The sequence below is a fragment of the Palleronia caenipelagi genome, from assembly GCF_007004065.1.
GTDB lineage: Bacteria > Pseudomonadota > Alphaproteobacteria > Rhodobacterales > Rhodobacteraceae > Palleronia > Palleronia caenipelagi.
Genome location: NZ_VFSV01000003.1, coordinates 135,252 through 156,877, shown reverse-complemented (window position 1 = coordinate 156,877; position 21,626 = coordinate 135,252). Strand labels below are relative to the sequence as shown.

General features: G+C 61.7%; 17 protein-coding genes. 8 read left to right on the top strand and 9 right to left on the bottom strand.

Features of this window, described 5'->3' with window-relative positions; all coding sequences use genetic code 11:
* Nucleotides 1–34 precede the first annotated feature (34 nt).
* From FEV53_RS02715 to prfB, 3 genes are all read left to right on the top strand, one after another.
* Entirely contained in the window at nt 35–1,243 is a 1,209-nt protein-coding gene (locus FEV53_RS02715) for an N-acetylmuramoyl-L-alanine amidase (RefSeq protein ID WP_142833284.1), read from the top strand.
* 123 nt (nt 1,244–1,366) lie between these two features.
* On the top strand, nt 1,367–3,868 hold the full coding sequence (locus FEV53_RS02710) for a penicillin-binding protein 1A (RefSeq protein ID WP_142833283.1): 2,502 nt from the start codon (nt 1,367–1,369) through the stop codon (nt 3,866–3,868).
* Between the two features lie 69 nt (nt 3,869–3,937).
* Complete coding sequence (prfB, locus tag FEV53_RS02705; protein ID WP_142833282.1) at nt 3,938–5,065, top strand: peptide chain release factor 2; 1,128 nt, start codon at nt 3,938–3,940, stop codon at nt 5,063–5,065.
* Nucleotides 5,066–5,197: 132 nt separating this feature from the next.
* Here the strand turns inward: prfB and FEV53_RS02700 are convergent, their stop codons facing one another.
* From FEV53_RS02700 to FEV53_RS02680, 5 genes are all read right to left on the bottom strand, one after another.
* Complete coding sequence (locus FEV53_RS02700; protein ID WP_142833281.1) at nt 5,198–5,707, bottom strand: bactofilin family protein; 510 nt, start codon at nt 5,705–5,707, stop codon at nt 5,198–5,200.
* Nucleotides 5,697–7,016: a M23 family metallopeptidase gene (locus FEV53_RS02695; protein ID WP_281283430.1), complete on the bottom strand. Its 1,320-nt coding sequence runs from the start codon at nt 7,014–7,016 to the stop codon at nt 5,697–5,699. Before FEV53_RS02695 ends, FEV53_RS02700 begins: the two co-directional genes overlap by 11 nt.
* Nucleotides 7,017–7,208: 192 nt before the next feature.
* Nucleotides 7,209–8,033 carry a ferritin-like domain-containing protein gene (locus FEV53_RS02690; protein ID WP_142833280.1) on the bottom strand — a complete coding sequence of 275 codons (825 nt, stop codon included), beginning with the start codon at nt 8,031–8,033 and terminating at the stop codon, nt 7,209–7,211.
* Nucleotides 8,030–8,794, bottom strand: a complete 765-nt coding sequence (locus tag FEV53_RS02685; protein WP_142833279.1) for a potassium channel family protein — start codon at nt 8,792–8,794, stop codon at nt 8,030–8,032. Before FEV53_RS02685 ends, FEV53_RS02690 begins: the two co-directional genes overlap by 4 nt.
* On the bottom strand, nt 8,791–9,252 hold the full coding sequence (locus FEV53_RS02680; RefSeq protein WP_142833278.1) for a peroxiredoxin: 462 nt from the start codon (nt 9,250–9,252) through the stop codon (nt 8,791–8,793). Before FEV53_RS02680 ends, FEV53_RS02685 begins: the two co-directional genes overlap by 4 nt.
* 141 nt (nt 9,253–9,393) lie before the next feature.
* Here FEV53_RS02680 and FEV53_RS02675 point away from each other — a divergent pair, with 141 nt between their 5' ends.
* The 5 genes from FEV53_RS02675 to uvrA all read left to right on the top strand — a co-directional run bounded on the left by FEV53_RS02675 (nt 9,394) and on the right by uvrA (nt 18,960).
* Nucleotides 9,394–12,681 carry a YhdP family protein gene (locus FEV53_RS02675; protein ID WP_142833277.1) on the top strand — a complete coding sequence of 1,096 codons (3,288 nt, stop codon included), beginning with the start codon at nt 9,394–9,396 and terminating at the stop codon, nt 12,679–12,681.
* Nucleotides 12,682–12,722: 41 nt separating this feature from the next.
* Nucleotides 12,723–13,775: a tRNA preQ1(34) S-adenosylmethionine ribosyltransferase-isomerase QueA gene (queA, locus tag FEV53_RS02670; protein ID WP_142833276.1), complete on the top strand. Its 1,053-nt coding sequence runs from the start codon at nt 12,723–12,725 to the stop codon at nt 13,773–13,775.
* Nucleotides 13,776–13,928: 153 nt separating this feature from the next.
* Nucleotides 13,929–15,179 carry an MFS transporter gene (locus FEV53_RS02665; RefSeq protein WP_142833275.1) on the top strand — a complete coding sequence of 417 codons (1,251 nt, stop codon included), beginning with the start codon at nt 13,929–13,931 and terminating at the stop codon, nt 15,177–15,179.
* Nucleotides 15,180–15,267: 88 nt separating this feature from the next.
* Nucleotides 15,268–15,843, top strand: a complete 576-nt coding sequence (locus tag FEV53_RS02660; protein ID WP_142833274.1) for a DUF924 family protein — start codon at nt 15,268–15,270, stop codon at nt 15,841–15,843.
* 258 nt (nt 15,844–16,101) lie between these two features.
* Nucleotides 16,102–18,960: an excinuclease ABC subunit UvrA gene (gene uvrA, locus FEV53_RS02655; protein WP_142833273.1), complete on the top strand. Its 2,859-nt coding sequence runs from the start codon at nt 16,102–16,104 to the stop codon at nt 18,958–18,960.
* Between the two features lie 6 nt (nt 18,961–18,966).
* Here the strand turns inward: uvrA and FEV53_RS02650 are convergent, their stop codons facing one another.
* The 4 genes from FEV53_RS02650 to FEV53_RS02640 form a co-directional block, all read right to left on the bottom strand.
* Nucleotides 18,967–19,434, bottom strand: a complete 468-nt coding sequence (locus tag FEV53_RS02650; protein ID WP_142833272.1) for a DUF2059 domain-containing protein — start codon at nt 19,432–19,434, stop codon at nt 18,967–18,969.
* 11 nt (nt 19,435–19,445) lie between these two features.
* Nucleotides 19,446–20,225: an exodeoxyribonuclease III gene (gene xth / locus FEV53_RS02645; protein WP_142833271.1), complete on the bottom strand. Its 780-nt coding sequence runs from the start codon at nt 20,223–20,225 to the stop codon at nt 19,446–19,448.
* 60 nt (nt 20,226–20,285) lie between these two features.
* Nucleotides 20,286–20,456, bottom strand: coding sequence for a hypothetical protein (locus tag FEV53_RS20745; protein WP_185962071.1), 171 nt, complete (start codon nt 20,454–20,456; stop codon nt 20,286–20,288).
* Between the two features lie 117 nt (nt 20,457–20,573).
* Nucleotides 20,574–21,557: a DUF2125 domain-containing protein gene (locus tag FEV53_RS02640; protein WP_185962070.1), complete on the bottom strand. Its 984-nt coding sequence runs from the start codon at nt 21,555–21,557 to the stop codon at nt 20,574–20,576.
* Between the last annotated feature and the right edge of the window lie 69 nt (nt 21,558–21,626).

Genomic DNA, 21,626 nt, shown 5'->3' with positions numbered 1-21,626 from the left:
AAGACCGTCCGCAAAGAGTGCAGAGGCAGACCCTATGATTTTTCGGACCGCGGCGCTGGGCTTGGTCCTCGCTGGCTTGACGGTGGCACCCGTGCGGGCTGCGACTGAACCGGTGATGTCGACCTTCATGGCCGAGACCAGTCTGATCGAGGATTTTGGGTCGGATCTTCATTTGCGGCTGCATGTGTCGCGCCCTGTCCCGTGGCGCGTGTTTACTCTGACCGACCCCTTGCGGCTTGTTCTGGATTTTGCCGAAGTGGATTTCAGCACGTTCGACCCGGCAACGCAGATCCGATCTGACGCCGTGACAGCGGTGCGCGTCGGACGGTTCCAGCCCGGATGGTCGCGGATGGTTCTGACCCTGGCGGAGCCGATGAAGGTTGAAACCGCTGGGCTCAGCACGACCACAGTCGACGGCGCGATGCTGAAGATCCAGTTGGCAAAGACGACAGAGGCGCGCTTTGAGGAAACTGCCGGTGCACCGCCCAATGATGTATTCCGGCTCAAAAGCCCTGAGCCGCCGGCGATCCTGCCCGAGCGCGACCGGTTGCTGGTGGCGATCGATCCTGGACATGGGGGATTCGATCCGGGGGCGCAGGCGGGCGGGATGACCGAAGCCAACCTCATGCTCATGGCGGCGCGCGACTTAAAAACGTCGCTGGAAGCAGTCGGCATCGATGTTCTCCTGACGCGGGATGAGGATACTTTCCTGCCGCTGACCACTCGGGTGGGGATAGCGCGGGCGGCGGGGGCTCACCTGTTCGTTTCGCTGCATGCTGACGCGCTGCCGACCGGCTCAGCCTCGGGCGCGGCCGTGTATACTCTGTCCGAGACCGCTTCGGATGCAGCGTCGCGCAAGCTGGCCGAGCGTTTGTCACAGGATGATCTGATCGCCGGAGTCGATCTCGGTGGCGCGGACGACGACCTGTCGGTCGCCCTCATGGATATGGTGCGCCGGGACACGCGCCCCCGCTCCGACGCGCTGGCTGCCCATATCGTCCGCAGTCTGGACCGTCGCGATGCAAACCTGCATAAGCGTCCGAGATTGCAGGCGGATTTCGCTGTCCTCAGGGCGGCGGATATCCCTTCGGTGCTGGTGGAACTGGGCTTCCTGTCGGACCCCCAGGACCGCATTCGCCTGATGGATGCCGAAGCGCGGGCGCGCACGGTCGCCGGGATCCGCGATGGTATTCTGGCCTGGGCGCGCACCGATGATGCAGCGTCACGGCTGATGAGCCCCTGAGCCCCTTTCGCAACCTTCACATTAAGTTGTCGGAAAAGCCGTCAAAATGCACGGATGGCTTTTGAATTGTAGCCGCAAAGGGAGTAAAGACAGGCGATCTGAACTGTTCGAGGCGAGGCGTCCGTGATCCGCAGCATTCTGGCTTTCTTTGGGGGCATCTTTACCACCCTGACCCTTGGCGCGATTGTCGTCGGGCTCAGCATTGGCGCCGTGTTCTGGATCTATGGCCGGGATTTACCGGATACGGAGTCGCTGGCGAATTACACACCGCCGACGATCAGCCGGATTTACTCGCGTGAAGGGCGGATCATCGACGAGTTCGCCCAGGAGCGCCGACTGTTCACCCCGTCCGAGGAAATCCCGGATCTGGTCAAGCAGGCCTTCATCTCTGCTGAGGATAAGAACTTCTACAGCCATCAGGGCTATGACCTCCGGGGCATCGCGTCGGCGGCCTATGATGCGGCGACGGGCGGGGGGGTGCGTGGCGCCTCGACGATCACGCAGCAGGTGATGAAGAACTTCCTCCTCGACGGCACACGCAGCGCCGAGCGCAAGGTTAAGGAAATCATCCTTGCCGCGCGCATGGAGGATACGCTGTCGAAGGAGCAGATCCTCGAACTTTACATGAACGAGATTTTCCTCGGGCAGAACAGCTACGGCGTGACTGCGGCCGCGCAGACCTACTTCAACAAGCCGCTGGTGGATCTCACCCCCGAAGAAGCCGCCTATCTCGCGGCCTTGCCCAAGGCTCCGTCGACCTACCATCCCGTGCGGGCCAAGGAACGCGCCGTGGAACGGCGGGATTTTGTGCTGCGCGAGATGCGGGAGAACGGGTTCCTGACCCCGGAGCAATACCAGACCGCCAAGGCCACGCCGCTGCGGACCGTGCAGGGGGGCGATATCGAGGGCTTCCGCTCGGAGATCCCGCCGCGCGACTATTTCACGGATGAGATCCGCCGCCAGCTCAGCGAGGATTTTGGCGAAGAGCGTTTCTTTACAGGTGGCTACAGCGTCCGCGCAACTGTTGACCCTGAGTTGCAAAAAGTCGCTTCGCTCGCCTTGCAACAGGCCTTGGAGCAGTACGACCGGGGCATCGGGCGCTGGCGGGGCACCGGCAAAGAGATCCCGGTCGAAGAGTTAGGCGATTGGGAAACCGCACTGGCAAATGTCACCGTCGCCCGCGATATCGAACTCGGGAACACATGGTATCCGGCGGTCGTGCTGTCTATCGGCGATCAGGCCATGGAGGTCGGCGTCGAGACACAGGGCGTGCAGTCGGTCCCGCGCGATGACATCTCGTGGATCCGGGGCGGGTTTTCGGATAATTTCACCGTGGGCGATGTCGTTCACGTGCGCCGCATGACCAATGATGCCGACGGGTCTCTGATCCGCTGGACGCTTCGGCAGGTTCCGCAGGTCGAGGGCGCCTTTATGGCGATGGACGTGAACACGGGCCGGGTTCTGGCGATGCAGGGCGGCTTCTCTTACCAGCATTCGGTATTCAACCGCGCCACACAGGCCACCCGCCAGCCGGGATCGTCCTTTAAGCCCTTCGTGTATGCTGCCGCCCTCGACAGCGGGTTTACCCCCGCGACGATCGTGGTCGACGCGCCAATCGAGATCAACACACCGCAGGGCCTCTGGCGGCCCAAGAACTACTCGAATCGCTTCTACGGGCCGACGCCCTTGCGCACCGGTATCGAGCAGTCGCGGAACCTGATGACTGTCCGTCTGGCTCAGGAAGTTGGCATGGATGTGGTTGCGGATTACGCGGAGCGCTTCGGAGTTTACGATAACATGCGCCGCTTCCTCGCCAACTCGCTCGGGTCCGAAGAGACGACCCTCTATAAGATGGTCGCGGCCTACTCGATGTTTGCAAATGGTGGTGAACGCGTGGAGCCGACGCTGGTAGACCGGGTGCAGGACCGCTACGGGCGCACTGTCTACAAGCACGACCGGCGGGAATGCCGTGACTGTCAGGTGGCTTCGCTAACACCCGGAGTCGCGCCCACCATTGTCTCGAACCGTGGGCGCGTGATGGATGCGATCACCGCCTACCAGATCACCTCAATGATGAAGGGCGTGGTGGATCGCGGTACGGCCAAGGGCAAGGTGAACCTGCCCGTTCCAGCCGCGGGCAAGACCGGCACCACGAATGACGCCAAGGATGTGTGGTTCGTGGGCTTCACGTCGAACATTGCCGCAGGGTGTTATATCGGCTTTGATCAGCCCCGCTCGCTCGGGCGAAATGCCAGCGGTGGCGGGATGTGTGCGCCGGTGTTCAACCGCTTCATGCAGCAGGCTGTACAGAAATATGGGGGCGGGCCGTTTGCTGTGCCGCCTGGCGGCAGATTCATGAAGATCGACCGCCTGACCGGTGCGCGCCTGCCCGACAACGCGAGCGGTCCGAACGTCATATCCGAGTACTTCCGTCTGGGTCAGGAACCCGTCTTCGGAGTGGCCATCGATGGTGGCTTCAAGATGGGTGCCAACCTCCCGTTGGTCGATGAGATGGCGCGTCGTCGGGGCGGTCGGCAGAAGGTGAAGAACGCCGCAGGCAAGACTGTTGTCATTCCGAAAAAGAAGGCCAGCTTCGGCACGCTCAGCTCGGGCGGTCTCTACTGAGCACAGAGGCTCTTGCCCGTGCACACGGCTGTTGATAGGTCCTCCGACTGAACCCGGAGGACCTTTTCCATGCGTGCTGAGACCCAATCCACTATCGAAGCGATCGAGAAGTCGCTGGAGCTTTTGCGCCAACGCATGGATTACGAGACAGCAGCCTATCGGATGGAAGAGTTCAATGCGCGTGTCGAGGATCCGACCCTCTGGGACGACCCGGAGAACGCGCAGAAGCTGATGCGCGAACGTCAGGCTTTGTTGGATGCGGTGGGGCGTCATGACGGGATGCAGCAGGACCTCAGCGACAATCGTGAGCTGATCGAGCTGGGCGAGATGGAAGGCGATGACGAGGTCGTGAAGGACGCCGAAGCTGCGCTGTCGGCTCTCAGGGCCAAGGCCGGGGCGGCCGAGATCGAGGCACTTCTAAACGGGGAAGCGGACGCCAATGACACCTTCCTCGAGGTGAACTCTGGCGCGGGTGGCACCGAGAGCTGCGACTGGGCGTCGATGTTGGCGCGCATGTATGTACGCTGGGCCGAGAAGAAGGGCTATAAGGTCGAGCTGCAATCCGAGAGCGCAGGTGAAGAGGCCGGAATCAAGTCGGCTTCATATAAGATCACCGGCCATAACGCCTATGGCTGGCTGAAATCGGAATCTGGCGTGCACCGTCTGGTCCGTATTTCGCCCTATGACAGCGCAGCCCGCCGCCATACGTCCTTTTCCTCAGTCTGGGTGTATCCCGTGGTCGATGACAATATCGAGATCGAGGTGAGCCCGTCCGACATCCGCATCGACACCTATCGGTCCTCAGGTGCTGGAGGACAGCACGTCAACACCACGGATTCTGCTGTACGGATCACCCATATTCCAACGGGTATTGTGGTGACGTCGTCCGAGAAATCCCAGCACCAGAACCGCGACATCGCCATGAAGGCGCTGAAATCCCGCCTGTATCAGCAGGAGTTGGACCGTCGGAACGCGGCGATCAACGAAGCTCATGAGGCCAAGGGTGAAGCGGGCTGGGGCAACCAGATCCGCTCTTACGTGCTGCAGCCCTACCAGATGGTGAAGGATCTGCGCACGGGCCACGAAACCAGTGACACCCAAGGTGTTCTGAATGGCGATCTTGATGCCTTTATGGCAGCCACGCTGGCTATGGACGTGGCGGGCAAGTCCCGCGCCGACGCCAACGCCGAGGAGTGAAGTCGAGCGGCGACTATCATTGTCGGCCCGCGTCAAATTCTTATCGGATCCGGGACTTGTTGCCTGATATGAAACGAAAAAAGGCGCCGCGTGTTATCGTGGCGCCTTTTGAACTGCTGGGGGGGATGAAGATCAGCCCTTCGTCTCTTCGGCGGGCTGAGAGACGTTCGGGCGGGCCTGTGCACCGGTCGTGTTCAGCGGATCATCCCGGCGAGATACTGAGCCCTCAAAATGCGCGCCGGATTCGATCGCGATCGTCTTGTGAATGATGTCACCCTCGACTCGGGCGGTGGAGGTCAAACGCACCTTCAGACCACGGACCCGGCCGATCACACGACCGTTCACAACCACATCATCGGCGAGAACTTCACCCTTGACCACAGCACCTTCGCCGATGGTCAGCAGATGTGCCCGGATGTCGCCTTCGACATTCCCCTCGATCTGGATGTCGCCCGTTGTTTTCAGGTTTCCCTTGATCACCAGATCCGATGACAAAACGGACGCCGGGGGCTTTGCCTTTGGTGCAGGTGCTGGCTCCGCAGCGGGGCGCTGAACGTTCACGCTTTTTTCTCCTGCGGGCTTTTTCGTGTCTTCGGCGCCCTGCTTGGGCGCCGGTTCGTTGATCTTGGACTTAGAAAACATTTCGCGCTGCCTTGATGAACGTCATCGGATTGACCGCCCGACCATTCACGCGCACTTCGTAGTGGAGGTGCGTGCCGGTGGAGCGACCCGTGTTGCCCATATCACCAATGCGATCCCCGCGCGAGACCCTTTGACCGACCTTTACGCGAATGCGTGACAAGTGGGCGTAGCGCGTCTCGATGCCGAACTCATGCTGGATTTTCACGATGTTGCCGTAGCCGGACTGGCGGCCGGCGAAGGTAATCACTCCATCCGCGGTAGAGTAGATCGGCGTGCCATGGGCCCCGGCGAAGTCAGTGCCGTTATGCATGCGACCCCAGCGCGGACCGAAGCCCGACGTAAACCGGAAGCTGTCCTTGACCGGAAGGGCGAAGGGAGCACGCTCGGCTGCGATCCGATACAGGTTCATGCGGTCGAGCTTTTCGAGGATCCCGTTTGCGCGTACACCCTCATCGGTCGGACCAACACCCTTGGTGCTGAAGTTAATCGGCGTTAGCGGGCCGCCCTGGCCAGAATAGCCCCGACGGACGGCGCTGAGCAGATTTTCGGTGTTCAGGCCAGCGTTACGAAACATCTTGTCGAGCGGGCTGACGGAGATCGACAGCGCTTCTTCAAGCTGACTGAAGATCCTGTCGTTGCGGTCCTCTGCCAGACGCGCCTCCAGGATCATCTCTTCGGCAAATTGTTCAGCCTCAATGGCGTCGCTTTCGCGCAGATCGCGTTCTTCGGCAGTTGCGCCGAGAGCGGACGAAAGCATCGCGATTGTGGTCCGGTAGTCAGAGAGGCGCGCAGCATCCAGATCCACCGCTTCGCCGCCATCAAGCTTCGCGACCATCTTATCGATTTCAGAGCGCACCTCATCGCGCTCGACGATGGCCTGCTTCAGCTTGGACTGGGCGATTTCCATGCCGAGCTCAAGTTCTTCACGACTGCTCTCAGACGTCAGGAGCTCAGACTGCATATCACTGACTTGCGCGAGTGCTGCCTCGAACCGATCGCGCGCGGCACGCGCTTCGGCAAGTGCAGCGTCACGCTGGCCGCTCATCTCGTTGAGGCGTTCCTCATACAGTCGCTGCTCTCGGGCCGCCTGATCGCGGACGTTGCCAGAGCCAATGGAGTCCATCAAGACGACGGCCGATGCGACGATCGTCCATCCTACGAATAGCGCAGTCCCTGAAACGGCCAGCAACTGCGAGACCGGTGAGAGGCGAACGAACCGTGTCTCTGAGTCAGAGCGAAGGAACATCCTGCGTTCGGGGAAAGCGCGCTCGATAGCGGCGCTCAACACATTGCGTCGTGCGTTATTCACTGCGTTTGCTCCATCTGTGCGACCGGTTTTCAGGGCTTTTTTCAGCCCTCGTGGCCTGCTGCTTTATCGTGCTTATCGGCCAGATTTGTTGCAGGCAAGCTGCACCACGGCCTTAAGCATATTGCCCGATGGAACTGCCTCGTTTTGGGCGGGATCTTGCCCATTTGGGGGCGCATATCGGTGAAATACCGCCTAATTCTTTTGGGTATGTTCAGAAAGCGGCCAATAAAAGTCAGGCGGCAGCCCCGCTTCGGCGCGCTTTTCTTCGTTGAACGGAGGTTTTGTGCCACCGGGAAAATATTTCCGGACCAGTTTATGAAAAGTTGGTTTCGGATCAATGTTTTGCCGACCGCAAAGAAAATGAAACCATTTTGAGCCATAGGCCACGTGAGACACTTCTTCGGCGTAGATGGTCTCCAGCGCGGCAACGGCACTATCCGCGCCTGCTTTCTCAAACAGAGCGATCATTCCGGGGGTTACGTCCAGCCCGCGTGCCTCCAGAACCATCGGGACGACCGCGAGCCGTCCCATGAGATCATCCGCGGTGTCCTCAGCCGCCCGCCACATGCCCGCGTGGGCCGGTAGCGCACCGTAGTGCGCGCCCAGCTTCTCGAGCTCGTCAGACACCAGATTGAAATGCTTCGATTCATCGTCAGCGGCCCGCACCCAATCATCATAGAAACCGGCGGGCATGTCATGTTGAGCGAATCTTGCGATCACGTCCCAGTGGAGATCGACCGCGTTCAGCTCGATATGGGCGACCGCGTGGAGGATTGCGATTCGGCCTGCCTCGGTGCCCGGCTTACGCTTTGGAACATCGCGAGGATCAACCAGCTGGGGCTCCGCCGGGCGGGCTGGCCGGTCCGGGGGCGAGGCATGCCCGACCGCGGGCAGGGACCCGTCGGCGCGCGCAGCGAACCATGAGGCCGCGTGTTGCCGGGAGAGCGTGGTCTTGTCGCGCGCATCGGCGGTCGTCAGGACCTCGGTTGCCATTTCTGCCAGTGGTTTCAGAGTCATGTGTCGCCTTCTGTCTCGATGTAGACGATGCTGCCGCAATGCTTGCAGTGGCTCGCATCATTGTCATGCAGCCGCAAGCCGCATTCTTCGCAGGGGGCTTCGATCTTGTTGGGGCGATAGAGGGCCTGTACGAGGTTCAGGAAGAACCCCACACCGAACACCATGATGACGATGTTGATCACCCGCCCGAATTGATCTGACAACGTGATGTCGCCGTAGCCGGTGGTGGTGAGGGTGGCGATGGTGAAATAGAGCGCGTCGAGGTAGCTCATTCCGATCGAGCCGTGGTCACGCTCCCACACCCAGACCACTGATGTTACAACGAAGATAAAGATGATCAGGTTTGCAGCGGCGACGGAGACCTGCGAATTCAACCGGAACTCGCCCGCCAGCCGGTCCAGCTCCCACACCATCTGGAAACTGCGCACGATCCGCAAGACCCTGAGGATGCGGAGAAATCCGAGGTTGGTCCCGGTGATCAGCGGAGCAAACATCGAGGCGATCACGACAATGTCGGCGAGGGCCATCCAAGAAAACAGGAACCGCTTTTTGTTCCGCGCGACCCAGAGGCGGACGACAAAATCGGCCAGGATCACCGCACCGATGGCGACGTCGATGGCAATCAGCCGTTCATCGAGGCGCTTGGTTGCGGTAAACAGGAAGTACGCCACCGTGGCCAGATCGAAGATCAGTGTGGCAAATTGAAATATCCGGGATCGTCGGCTGGACCCCAGATAGAGTTGGCGTATTTCGGACTTCATCCGGCGGCTTGTACCGCTTCGAGGACCGCCTCCACGTGTCCGGGTACGCGGACCTTGCGCCATTCGCGCTGCACGGTTCCGTCGGCACCGATCAGAAAGGTCGAGCGCTCGATCCCCATGGAGGTGCGGCCATACATCGTTTTCTCCACCCAGGTGCCGTAGCGCTCGCAGACATCGCCTTCGGCGTCGGACAGAAGCGCCACGCCCAGCCCGTGCTTGTCGCGGAATTTCTCTTGTTTGGCGACCGGATCCTTGGAGATCCCGAGCAGCGTTACACCTGCCTTGGCGAACTCCTGAGCCGCTTCGGTAAAGCCGATGGCTTCCTTAGTGCAGCCCGGGGTGTCGGCACGCGGGTAGAAGAACAGCACCACTGGCCCGTCAATCGTCGAGAGCGTCACGGTTTCGCCACCATCGCGGGGCAGGGTAAAGTCGGGGGCAGTCTGGCCGGTGAGGTCCATATGAAGGCTCCTTGGCGAAGGGTTTCGCGGGTAAATTGGGGTATTTGCGGCAGATGGCAACTCCTCCGGGGTCTTTGCGTGCCGCAGATCGGAAGCTAAGGGGGGCGTGGGAGAGGCGACGCGCAGGGGAATGGTGCTCAGATGAGCCACGCCGAAAGGACATCACCGGGACGACATGTGTGGCGGGGCACGAAATGGGTGCTGCGCCTTTTGGTGCTGTTTGTCCTGCTGGCCGCGCTCGGCGTCGGGGTGATGATGCTCACTGGCGCTCGACTGGCCCTGCCGGACGCTCTCGTGACCCGCATCGCCAGCAATATCGACAGGCGTGTCGACGATCTGGACATCGCCCTCGGACGAATCGTTCTGACCATTGACCGGAACGCCCGCCCACGCCTGTTCTTCGAAGATATCGTCGTGCGGACCCCTGATCGCGCGCCTGTGCTGGAACTGGGGGCTGCTGGTGTTGTGCTGGACCCGGTGGCGCTGCTGTCGGGGAGGGTTGCCCCCAAGGTGTTAAGGGTGGACGATCCGCAACTGACACTGCGCCGCGATCGGGATGGACGGTTTGCGCTCCGTTTCGGCGGCGGGGGCGGACCTATCGATTTTGACACGCCCGGCGCCCTGATCGACGCGATCGAAGACCGGTTCGGGCTTGCGCCGCTCGATCAGGTCGAGCGGGTGGAGATGAACCGTGCGCTGGTGGTTCTCGATGACGCCCGCAGCGCGCGGGTCTGGCAGCTGGTGGACGGGTCGGCGGTGCTCACACGGGTCGGCGGTGGTTTGTCACTCTCCCTGGACGCGGAGATTTTCGACGGCACCGATAATTTCGGGTCGTTCGAAGGCCGTCTCGATTCGGCGGGGGACAGCTCGTCTGCGTCTCTGAGCGCCCGGGCCGAGCGGGTCAGGGCCGCCGATATCGCGCTGCAATCCCCCGCTTTGTCGGCGTTGCAGATGATCGACGCGCCGGTGTCGGCCTTTCTGCGTGGACGGCTTGGGTCTGACGGGCGGGTCGATCGCCTGGATGCTGAGCTGACCGTGGCCGCCGGGGCGTTTGCGCCGGTCACTGGCGGGTTGCGACTGCCCTTTGACGCCATGCATCTGGATTTGTCCTACGACCCGTCCCGGCAGCTTGTCGAACTGACCGAACTCTCGGTAGCTGCGCCGAAGGCGGCGGGCCGGTTGCAGGGCACGGGGCAATTGCTCGATGTGAGCACGTCGGGAATTCCGGGCGCCATCGTCATGCAGATCGAGGCCAGTGATCTGCGCCTCTCGGATGAGGTGCTGTTCAGCGACACGGTCGAGATTGCCAAAGGCCGTGCGGATTTGCGGCTGCGGCTCAATCCGTTCTCGCTGGAGGTCGGCGAGTGGAGCATTCCCGACCCTGATGGCGGTGTGGTCCCGGTGGTCTCGGGCCGGGGCCTTGTCGCGGTCGAGGAGGCGGGGTGGCGCGCCGGTTTTGACCTCCACGCGGCGCGGCTGTCTAAGGACTTGCTGCTGACCTTCTGGCCGCAGGTTGTGGGAAAGGGGCCGCGACGCTGGGTGGAAAACCGGCTCTTGGGCGGCGAAGCCTATGACGCGTCACTGGCGATCCGAAAGAGCCCGGAGGATCAAAGACCATTTACGGAGGTAAGTTTCGGATTTCGCGAGGCCAGCACACAGGCAGTGGATTTCCTGCCGCCGGTGACGGACGCTTCGGGCTATGTAACGCTTCATGATAATCGGTTCGTCGTGCGGGTGGATACCGGCGTCATGGAGCAGGAGGGGCAAGCGCCGCTGAATCTCTCAGGGAGCACCTTTACCATCCTCGACACTGCCAAACGACCCTCCGATGCTGTGCTGGAGCTGGCGGGGGCGGGGGACCTGGCCTCGCTGCTAACCCTGCTCGACCGGCCACCCCTACGACTTATGGAACGGATCAAGCGGACGCCCGATCTGCTCACCGGCAGCTTCGACGGGGGGCTGACGCTGAAATTCCCGGTGCAGCGTGGCAATACATTTGAGGACATGGAATTGGCGGTCCAGGGCACCGTCCGCGACATGCGGTCGGATCGGATCGTGCCCGGGCGGGTGCTGACTGCCACGGGCATGCGCGTCGAGGTCGATAAGCAGTCCATTTCTGCGACCGGGCAGGCGGCGCTGGATGGGATCCCCTTTGACGGGCGCTGGCAGCAGCGCTTTGGTGCCGGCGGGGCAGGCCGGGTCGATGGCGTCGTGCAACTCACGCCAGCCGCGCTTGCCGAACTGGGCGTAACGCTCCCCGACGGGCTCGTTTCAGGACAGGGCCGGGCACAGGTCGGCATCGATCTGGGGCAGGGCCAGCCCCCGCGTCTGGCGTTGTCGTCCGATCTGAAAGGCGTCGGTCTGAGCATCGGCGCACTGGGCTGGTCGAAGCCCGCCGCCACGCCGGGCCGGTTCGAACTGGCCGCCGTGCTGAGCCGGGTGCCCGAGATCCAACGCATGGCCCTCGACGTGCCGGGACTGGACGCGGAGGGGCGAGTAACGCTGGGCTCAAATGGTGGCTTTGAGGCCCTGACGCTCGACCGGGTCGCTCTGGGTGGCTGGTTCAATGGAGCGGTGCGGATCGCTTCGCGGGGAAAGGGCGTACCTCCGGCAATCACGGTGACGGATGGCTCGGTCGATATGCGTCGGGCTAATCTCGGCGGGTCCGGGGAAGCAGGCGAAAGCGGCGCAGCGCGGGGGCCGATCAGTCTGTCCCTCGACCGGCTCGTGCTCACGGATACGGTGTCCCTAAGGCAGACCCGGGTCGATTTGGCTGCGGGGCGCGCGCTCAAGGGGGCTTTCTCCGGGCGGGTGAATGGAGGCGTGCAAGTACAGGGCCAGCTCGACGGCGAAGCACGCGGCACGGCGGTGCGGCTCAGCACCAACGATGCCGGTGCGCTTTTGCGAGATGCCGGGCTGGTGCGGCAGGTTCAGGGAGGACAACTGAGCCTTGTTCTGCGTCCGACAGGACAGGCGGGCACATGGGATGGGGCTCTGACAGTGAAGAACCCCGTTTTGCGTGACGCCCCCGCGATCGCGGAACTTTTGTCAGCGATCTCTGTGGTGGGGCTGCTTGAGCAGCTCAATGCCAATGGAATCCCATTTGAGGATGTGAGCGCCGAATTTCGAATCGCGCCAGACCGGGTGACGTTGTACCGGTCTTCCGCAGTCGGTGCTTCTCTGGGTTTGTCGGTGGACGGGCTCTATTATCCGCAGAGCCAGCAAATGGATCTGCAAGGCGTCGTCTCGCCCATCTATCTGTTGAACCGGATCGGATCGATCTTTACCCGGCGGGGTGAGGGGCTGTTTGGGGTGAATTTCACCCTGTCCGGTCCGGTGTCAAAGCCCCGGGTGGGTGCCAACCCGCTCTCGATCCTCACTCCCGGCATGTTCCGGGAGATTTTTCGCCGCCCGCCGCCTCAGCGGTAATAGAAGCCCGCCGCCGTTGCGGTCATGACAGGAGCCCCGCCTTGCGTCTTTCGGATTTCGATTTTGACCTGCCGGATGATCTGATTGCGACGCGCCCCGCACGGCCCCGATCCTCGGCTCGGATGCTGGTGTCGGAGGGGGGGCGCCTCACGGATGCGTCGGTCATCGATCTGCCCCGGTGGCTGCAGCCGGGGGACCGCCTGGTGCTCAACGACACGAAGGTTATTCCTGCCCGGCTGTCTGGCCTCCGCCACCGCGAAGGTGGCAGCGGTGCCCGGATCGAGGCGACGCTGCTGGAACCGCGGGCGGATGGCACTTGGCAGGCATTGATCAAGCCGCTGAAGCGGGTGCGCGACGGTGAAGAGATCGTTTTCTCTCACCAGCTTTCGGCCCGGCTGGAAGGGCGCGGTGACGGAGCGGCATTTCTGCGGTTCAATCTGGTGGGCGATGATTTCGATGCGGCGCTGGCGGAGGCCGGGGCCATGCCCTTGCCGCCCTATATCGCGGCCAAGCGACCGGCCGATACGCAAGACAAGGAAGACTATCAGACCGTCTGGGCGCGCGCGCCCGGTGCAGTGGCGGCCCCGACGGCCTCGTTGCATTTCGACGACGCGCTGTTAGCGGCGCTGGCTCAGCGGGGTGTCGCGTTCACTCATGTGACGCTGCATGTGGGGGCGGGAACGTTCCTGCCGGTGAAGGTGGACGACATCTCCGAGCACAAGATGCACGCCGAATGGGGAGAGGTCACCGAGGCCGCTGCTGCCGAGATCATGGCTACCCGCGCGGCAGGGGGACGGATTATCCCCGTAGGCACCACCGCGCTGCGCCTGATCGAGAGCGCGGCGACCAGTCCTGGCGCGATCAAGGCCTGGCGGGGAGATACAGATATCTTCATCACCCCCGGGTTTCGATTTCAGCTGGCTGATGGGCTGATGACCAATTTTCACCTCCCAAAATCCACGCTGATGATGCTCGTCTCGGCCCTGATGGGGGTCGAGGAGATCCGGGCGCTCTACGCCCATGCCATCGAAAGCCGATATCGCTTTTTCAGCTATGGCGACGCGTCGCTGCTATTGCCGGCAGGATCCCGCTGAGTGCATCCGAGCTATGCGTCTTGCGCAATGTAAAATGCTATCGGCTTGGAGGGCTTGCTGCTACTGCGCGGGCGCGACATGACGGGTGTCGCGTTTTGACCTGCGGTGGACGTGGTTGTCCGGTACGACCCGGGGATCATTGGGAGATAAGAGATGTTCGCGGTTCTGGCCAGCGCGTGGGCGCTTTTCCTCGGGATCGGCCTGCTGATGGTCGGCAACGGGATGCAAGGCACATTGCTTGGTGTCCGTGGTGAACTCGAAGGCTTCGGGACCTTTGAGCTGTCGATCATTATGTCCGCCTATTTCGTCGGTTTCCTCGGTGGCTCGCGGCTCGCGCCCGAAATGATCCGTCGGGTGGGCCATGTGCGGGTCTTTGCGGCGCTGGCGTCCTTTATCTCAGCGATCCTGATCCTGTTTCCCTCAATCACTGAGCCGTGGGCCTGGACGCTGCTCCGCCTTGGGATCGGATTCTGCTTCTCAGGCGTGTACGTGACCGCCGAAAGCTGGCTCAACAATGCCACCACCAGCGACAATCGAGGTCAGGCGCTGTCGCTCTACATGATCGTCCAAATGGGCGGTATCGTCGCAGCCCAGGCGCTTCTGGTCCTCGGCGACCCGTCAGGGTTCATCCTGTTCGTTATCCCGTCAGTGCTGGTGTCTCTGTCTTTTGGCCCGATTCTCCTGTCGATTAGTCCGACTCCGCCTTTCGAGACGACAAAGCCCATGGGGCTAAAGGATCTCTACAAAGCTTCGCCGCTGGGTTGCATGGGGATGTTCATTACCGGCGGAATGTTCGCTGCGCAGTTCGGGATGGCCTCGGTCTATGCAACGCAAGCTGGTCTGGGCGTCGCTGAGGTGGGGACGTTTATCGGTGCGATCTTCACCGGCGGGCTGCTTTTACAGTACCCGATTGGTTGGCTCTCCGATAAGTTTGATCGCCGCCTGCTGATCGTCTTTTGTGCTCTCTTTGGAGGCGTGGTGAGCGCTGCTGCGGTGATCCTACCGCCAACCCTGTCAAATCTTATGGCGATCGGATTTTTGACAGGCGGCATGATCAACCCGCTCTATTCGTTGCTTATTTCTTATGTGGCGGACTACCTCGAATATGAAGATATGGCGGCCGCGTCGGGTGGTCTGGTGTTTTTGAACGGCCTCGGTGCCATCGCCGGTCCGGTGATCATCGGTGCGATCATGTCGGCTATGGGGCCGGCGGGGTTCTGGGTCTTCGTCGGGGCTTTGCAGTTCCTGCTCGCCGCTTATGCCCTGTACCGCATGACCCGTCGGGCGGCGCCGAGTTCCGACGATTACGGGGCCTACGTGGCTGTGACACCGAACCTGTCCACCGTGGGTCTGACCGCCGGTCAGGAATGGGCGGCTGAGCAACAAGATGCCGATGAGGGGTGAAACAATGTTTCGGTTCGGAGAGCCAGCATTGAGAAATATTAAACAAGCTGCAAATATGATTGATCTGACAGGGGTAGGGAGGAGCGTTATGACGACGCCTTCTGACGTAGTGAGTTTCTGGCTGAATGAGGTCGGAGAGCAAGGCTGGTACAAAAGTGACCCGGCCATGGATGACGAGATCCGGTCCCGCTTTGGGGCAGTGGTCGAGGCGGGTGCTGCGGGTGAGCTGACGCACTGGACCACCGATCCGGAGGGCGTTCTGGCCTATCTGATCGTCACAGACCAGTTTCCGCGGAACATCTATCGGGGATCTTCGCTGAGTTTTTCCAGCGATACGCTGGCGCTGAAGGCGGCGAAATGCGCTTTGTCCAAGGAATGGGATCTGCGGATTTCCGGCCCTGAGCGGCAGTTTTTCTACCTCCCGCTGATGCATTCAGAAAATCTCTGTGATCAGGATCGGTGTGTTCGCCTGATGTTGACGCGGATGCCCGGGGCCGAGAGCAACATCCTCCATGCCCGGGCGCATCGCGAGGTGATCCGGACCTTTGGCCGCTTCCCGTACCGCAACGAGGCGTTGGATCGGGTGAGTCGTCCTGCTGAGCTCGATTACATGCAGTCGGGCGGCTACGGTCGGACGCTGGAAACGCTGCGGGTCGCAGCCTGATCTCTGCTTCGGCGCGTGTTCTGCGCGCCGCGACAATCGGACCGGGGCAAAATACAGTTTGCCCCGTCTGTTTCTCCATAGCCGGTGTTTCCGTCCCTCGCGGAATACGGTACGTGTCTGGCCGCGATGCGAGTCATACAGCGGGCTTTCGGGTGGCCAAGATCCGGTGAACCCCGTTGCATTTTCATGATTTGTTCACATATGCTGTGACGTCGCGCGCGTGTCCGTTGCGTTTCGAACCATTGCATGGGGATGGTCATGGCCGAGTTGAAAAAGATCGAGGTTCGCGGGGCGCGCGAGCACAATCTCAAGAATATCGACGTGGATATTCCCCGCGATCAGCTGGTGGTCATCACGGGTCTGTCTGGCTCTGGCAAGTCGTCGCTGGCCTTTGACACGATCTATGCAGAAGGCCAGCGGCGCTACGTCGAATCGCTGTCCGCTTACGCGCGGCAGTTCCTCGACATGATGGAAAAGCCTGACCTCGATCACATTTCAGGTCTTTCGCCTGCCATCTCCATCGAGCAGAAGACGACGTCGAAAAACCCCCGCTCGACCGTGGGCACCGTGACGGAGATCTACGACTATCTGCGCCTGCTCTTTGCACGCGCCGGAACCCCCTACAGCCCCGCCACCGGTCTGCCCATCGAAGCGCAGCAGGTGCAGGACATGGTGGACAGGGTGATGGCGCTGGAAGAGGGCACACGCGGCTATCTGCTGGCGCCCATCGTCCGGGATCGAAAGGGCGAGTATCGCAAGGAATTTCTCGAACTGCGCAAGCAGGGCTTTCAGCGGGTGAAGGTCGATGGTGAGTTCTATGAATTGGACGAACCGCCCACCCTCGACAAGAAATACCGTCACGATATCGATGTGGTCGTCGACCGGATTGTGGTCCGCGAAGGGCTGGCGACCCGGCTGGCTGACAGCTTCCGCACCGCGCTGGATCTTGCGGACGGCATCGCCATTCTCGAAACGGCGCCGCGAGAGGGCGACCCCGAGCGGATCACATTCTCCGAGAATTTTGCATGTCCTGTCAGTGGCTTTACCATTCCCGAGATCGAGCCGCGTCTGTTTTCGTTCAACGCGCCTTTCGGTGCCTGTCCGTCCTGTGACGGTCTCGGGGTTGAGCTGTTCTTTGACCCGGCCCTCGTGGTTCCGGATCAGAATCTGAAAATCAGCGACGGGGCCATTGCGGCGTGGCGCAAGGGGAAATCGCCCTATTTCACCCAGACCATTCAGGCCATGGCGCGGCATTATGGCTTCTCGACGGCGACGAAGTGGAAGGATTTGCCTGCCAATGTGCAGGACGTTTTCCTCTACGGCTCCGGTGAGGACGAGATTAAGTTCCGCTATGACGAAGGCGGGCGTGTCTACGAGATCACCCGTGCATTCGAAGGCGTGATCCCGAACATGGAGCGCCGCTACCGTGAGACCGATTCGAGCTGGGTGCGCGAGGAGTTCGAGCGGTACCAGAATAATCGCTCCTGCGGCACCTGCGGGGGCTACCGTCTGCGTCCTGAGGCATTGGCGGTCAAGATCGCCGGGCTGCATGTTGGCGAGGTGGTCGAGAAATCCATCCGCCGTGCCGCCGAGTGGTGCGATACCGTGCCGGAAAGCCTGTCGAACCAGAAAAACGAGATCGCCCGCGCCATTCTCAAAGAGATCCGCGAACGGCTGGGATTCCTCAACAATGTGGGCCTCGATTACCTGACTCTGTCGCGCAATGCCGGAACCTTGTCCGGTGGTGAGAGCCAGCGGATCCGTCTGGCAAGCCAGATCGGCTCTGGCCTGACAGGGGTGCTCTATGTGCTCGACGAACCCTCGATCGGCCTGCATCAGCGCGACAATGACCGGCTCCTGACTACGCTAAAAAACCTGAGGGATCAGGGGAATACAGTGATTGTGGTCGAGCATGATGAGGAAGCGATCCGCGAGGCCGATTACGTGCTTGATATCGGTCCCGGGGCGGGTGTCCATGGCGGGCAGGTGATTGCCGCCGGCACCCCTGCCGAGGTCATGGCGACCGAAGGCTCAGTGACTGGCGACTACCTTGCTGGACGCCGTGAGATCGCGGTTCCTCCGGAGCGGCGCAAAGGGAAGAAGAAAGCCGTCCGCGTGGTAAAAGCCCACGGGAACAACCTTCAGGATGTGACGGTCGATTTCCCTCTTGGGAAATTCGTCTGCGTGACGGGCGTGTCGGGCAGTGGCAAATCGACCCTGACCATCGAGACGCTGTTCAAGACCGCGTCCATGCGCTTGAACGGGGCTCGGCAGACGCCCGCGCCCTGCGAGACGATCAAGGGGCTGGAGCATCTCGATAAAGTCATCGACATCGACCAACGGCCTATCGGACGCACGCCGCGCTCGAACCCCGCCACTTATACCGGAGCCTTTACCCCGATCCGGGACTGGTTCGCGGGGCTGCCGGAATCGAAGGCGCGGGGCTATAAACCGGGACGCTTCAGCTTTAACGTCAAAGGCGGTCGCTGCGAGGCCTGTCAGGGCGACGGGGTCATCAAGATCGAGATGCACTTCCTCCCCGATGTCTATGTGACCTGCGAGACTTGCCACGGTGCGCGCTACAATCGCGAGACGCTGGAGATCAAGTTCAAGGGCAAGAGCATCGCCGATGTGCTCGATATGACCGTCGAGGACGCACAGGTGTTTTTCCAGGCGGTGCCCTCGATCCGTGAAAAGATGGACGCGCTGGTTCGGGTGGGTCTCGGCTACATCAAGGTCGGCCAGCAGGCGACGACCCTGTCAGGCGGCGAGGCCCAGCGGGTGAAGCTCTCGAAGGAACTGGCCAAACGCTCCACGGGCCGGACGCTCTATATCCTCGACGAGCCGACCACCGGCCTGCATTTTGAGGATGTGCGCAAGCTGTTGGAAGTGCTGCACGAATTGGTGGATCAGGGTAATTCCGTGGTCGTGATTGAGCACAATCTTGACGTCATCAAGACGGCGGACTGGCTGATCGATGTGGGCCCCGAGGGCGGCAGCGGCGGTGGACGGATCCTCGCTACCGGCACGCCTGAAGCTATCGCCGACGTAACCGAGAGCCATACCGGGCATTACCTGCGCCCCCTGTTGGGACTGGAGAAGGTCGCGGCCGAATAGCACCCGTTATTCGGTCAGAATGGCCATCATCTCATTCATCAGCACGGGCATTTTGCTCTGCATGAGCTGCATGATCTGCGGTTGCTGAAGCGCGATCAGGCGGGGCAGTTTCGTCATCACCGAGCGCCCGACATCCGTCTGATAGAAATCGCGCAAAGCGGTGATTTCCTCCAGAGTGAAAATGTCTGCCATGATCTCATCCTGCGCCCGCAAGATCTCGGTTAGGGCGGGCAGCATTTCCCGCTGATAGAGCGCGTTCACTTCGGCGCGTTGGGCGTCAGAGAATTCAATATCTGACTGGGACTCGATCTGGTCCAGCACGGGCTCGTACATCTGCGCGACGAAAGCGTCCATGTCCATGTCGGCCATGGTGGCTGCGACGTAGTCGCGCGCGATCTCCAGGCGTTCCTCGCGGGTGTCGGCGAAGCTTGTTGTGGCCCAGAGGCAGGCGGCGACCAGAATGAGTTTTCTCAAGACAATGCTCCTCAGGCGTCGAGTTCGATCCAGACCGGCACGTGATCCGACGGCTTTTCCCGGCCTCGCTGATCCTTTTCGATCCAGCAGTCTCGCAGGAGATCCGCCGCTTGGGGTGTGAGCAGGTGGTGATCGATCCGTATACCGTTATTTCGGTTCCATGCCCCCGCCTGATAGTCCCAGAATGAGTAATGTCCGCCGCCGTGCTGTCGTGCGCGGAAGGCTTCGGTCAGACCGAGAGCCAGCATCCGGCGAAACGCGGCGCGGCTTTCGGGCAGGGCGAGGGCATCGCCGGTCCAGTCCGACGGCGTGGCGGCGTCTTCGTCCTGAGGGATGATGTTGTAATCGCCGCAGAAAATCACCGGTTCTTCGGTGGCGAGATGGACGCGCATTTGTGCTTCAAGCCGTGCCATCCATGCCAGTTTATAGTCATATTTCGGCCCAGGCGCCGGGTTGCCATTGGGCAGATACAGCCCGCAGACCCGAACAGGGCGGCTGCCGATCACGGTCGCTTCGATATAGCGCGCCTGCTCGTCGCTCTCATCGCCGGGGAGACCCCGGCTGATGTCTTCGAGCGGCAGCTTTGACAGGATCGCGACCCCGTTAAAGCCCTTTTGTCCGTGGGTTTCGACCTGATACCCGAGATCTTCGATCTCGGTGCGGGGGAAGCCGTCGTCGACGGACTTGATTTCTTGCAGGCAGGCTACATCCGGCGCGCTCTCCGTCAGCCAGTCCAGCAAGACCGGCAGTCGAGCTTTGACGCCGTTGATGTTGAAGCTCGCGATCCGCATGGTTCGTCCCCGCCCGGTTGTCGTTGTGGTCGGGTATACAGGCCCGGCGGCGGCTGTCCATCACCCTTCCTCTCGCTGTGCTCGGTAGCTGCGAAGGTCGGTAATGGCGGCGCTGGGGCGCCGGGTCGCGCAGGGCATATCCATGGCGCAGTCGATCCAGGTCCGTTCCACATAGAGGAACGGGAGCGTGTAGATCGTTGCACTGTCTTGCGGTTTCTGGGCCTTGTCCATGCCGTCTCTCCTTGGATCACCTGTCCTCACAGTACCACGCAGGGTTGTGGTAAACGTGATGGCTTTCGGGTGGGTGGCGGGAGAATCCGGCTAGGGCCTATCCTTAGAGGATAGGGATCAGAACCGTGGCGCCATCCCGATGGGCAGGGGGCCGAGGAACACGCGCCCCTCGCGCAGGTCGAGCGGGACGGTCAGGGCCCGCTTGCCGCCGCCCATGAGGGCCATCAGCGACAAGGCCTGCCTTACGGCGTCGGCACGCTCGGCAGGGATCAAACCGGCATCGATGATCAGATCAATGGCCGAGGGCCAGTTGGCGAGGCTTACTTCGACGGGACCGGTTGGAATACCGCGCGCGTCCACACTCAGGTTTCCGGTGGCAGACATCCCGATTCCGGCCCAGTCCACTTTCAGCTCCGTCAGGTCGATGCTGCGGATTGCCACCGGGGCGACCTCGATGGCGTTGCGGTCAAGCGGACCCGTCAGTCCGACGGTTGCATCGAGGCGAAGACCGTCCACAATCCTTGCCGCGTCGGGCAGGTCGGGGGCGATCTCGGCCGAGATCGCCAGATCGTCCACTGAGATGCCGATATTCTGAACCTCCGGCCCGGCACCCTCCGGCACGCGCGTCGCAGCCAGCAGACGCGCCATGGAGAGGGATTTGCCCTCGCGGGTCAACGTCACGTTCTCGGCGACAAGTTGCGCGTGATCGAGGGGCAGGGTCTTTTTCAGGCGAAACTGCGCAGAGGCCTTCGCCCCCGGCGCGGTCACCTCATAGAGACCCGAAGGCGTTGTGACCGTATGGGTGTCGGGCAGCGCCACGATCACCTCGTTCGGGCGATAGCTCAACGCGAAGATTTGCAGGAACGGCCCGGCCCATCCAAAGCGGCCATCCGCCGTCGCGATTTGCGGGTCGTCGATCATCGTGTCGAACCGGTTTGGAAACCCAGTGACACGGAGCTGCTCGGTTTCGATCTGCATGCCTTGGGCGCGGGCGGCCTCGATGCCGCTGCGCAGGCCCTTATCGAGGGCGCGGGCGCCAATGAACCAGTAACCCGACCATGCCAGGGCGGCGATGACGACGATGGCGATCAGAACGCGCATTGGGTTCTTCCTTATCCGTTTTGTCGCAGATATATCGCGGAGCATGAAACAACCAGAGAAGACGCAGGC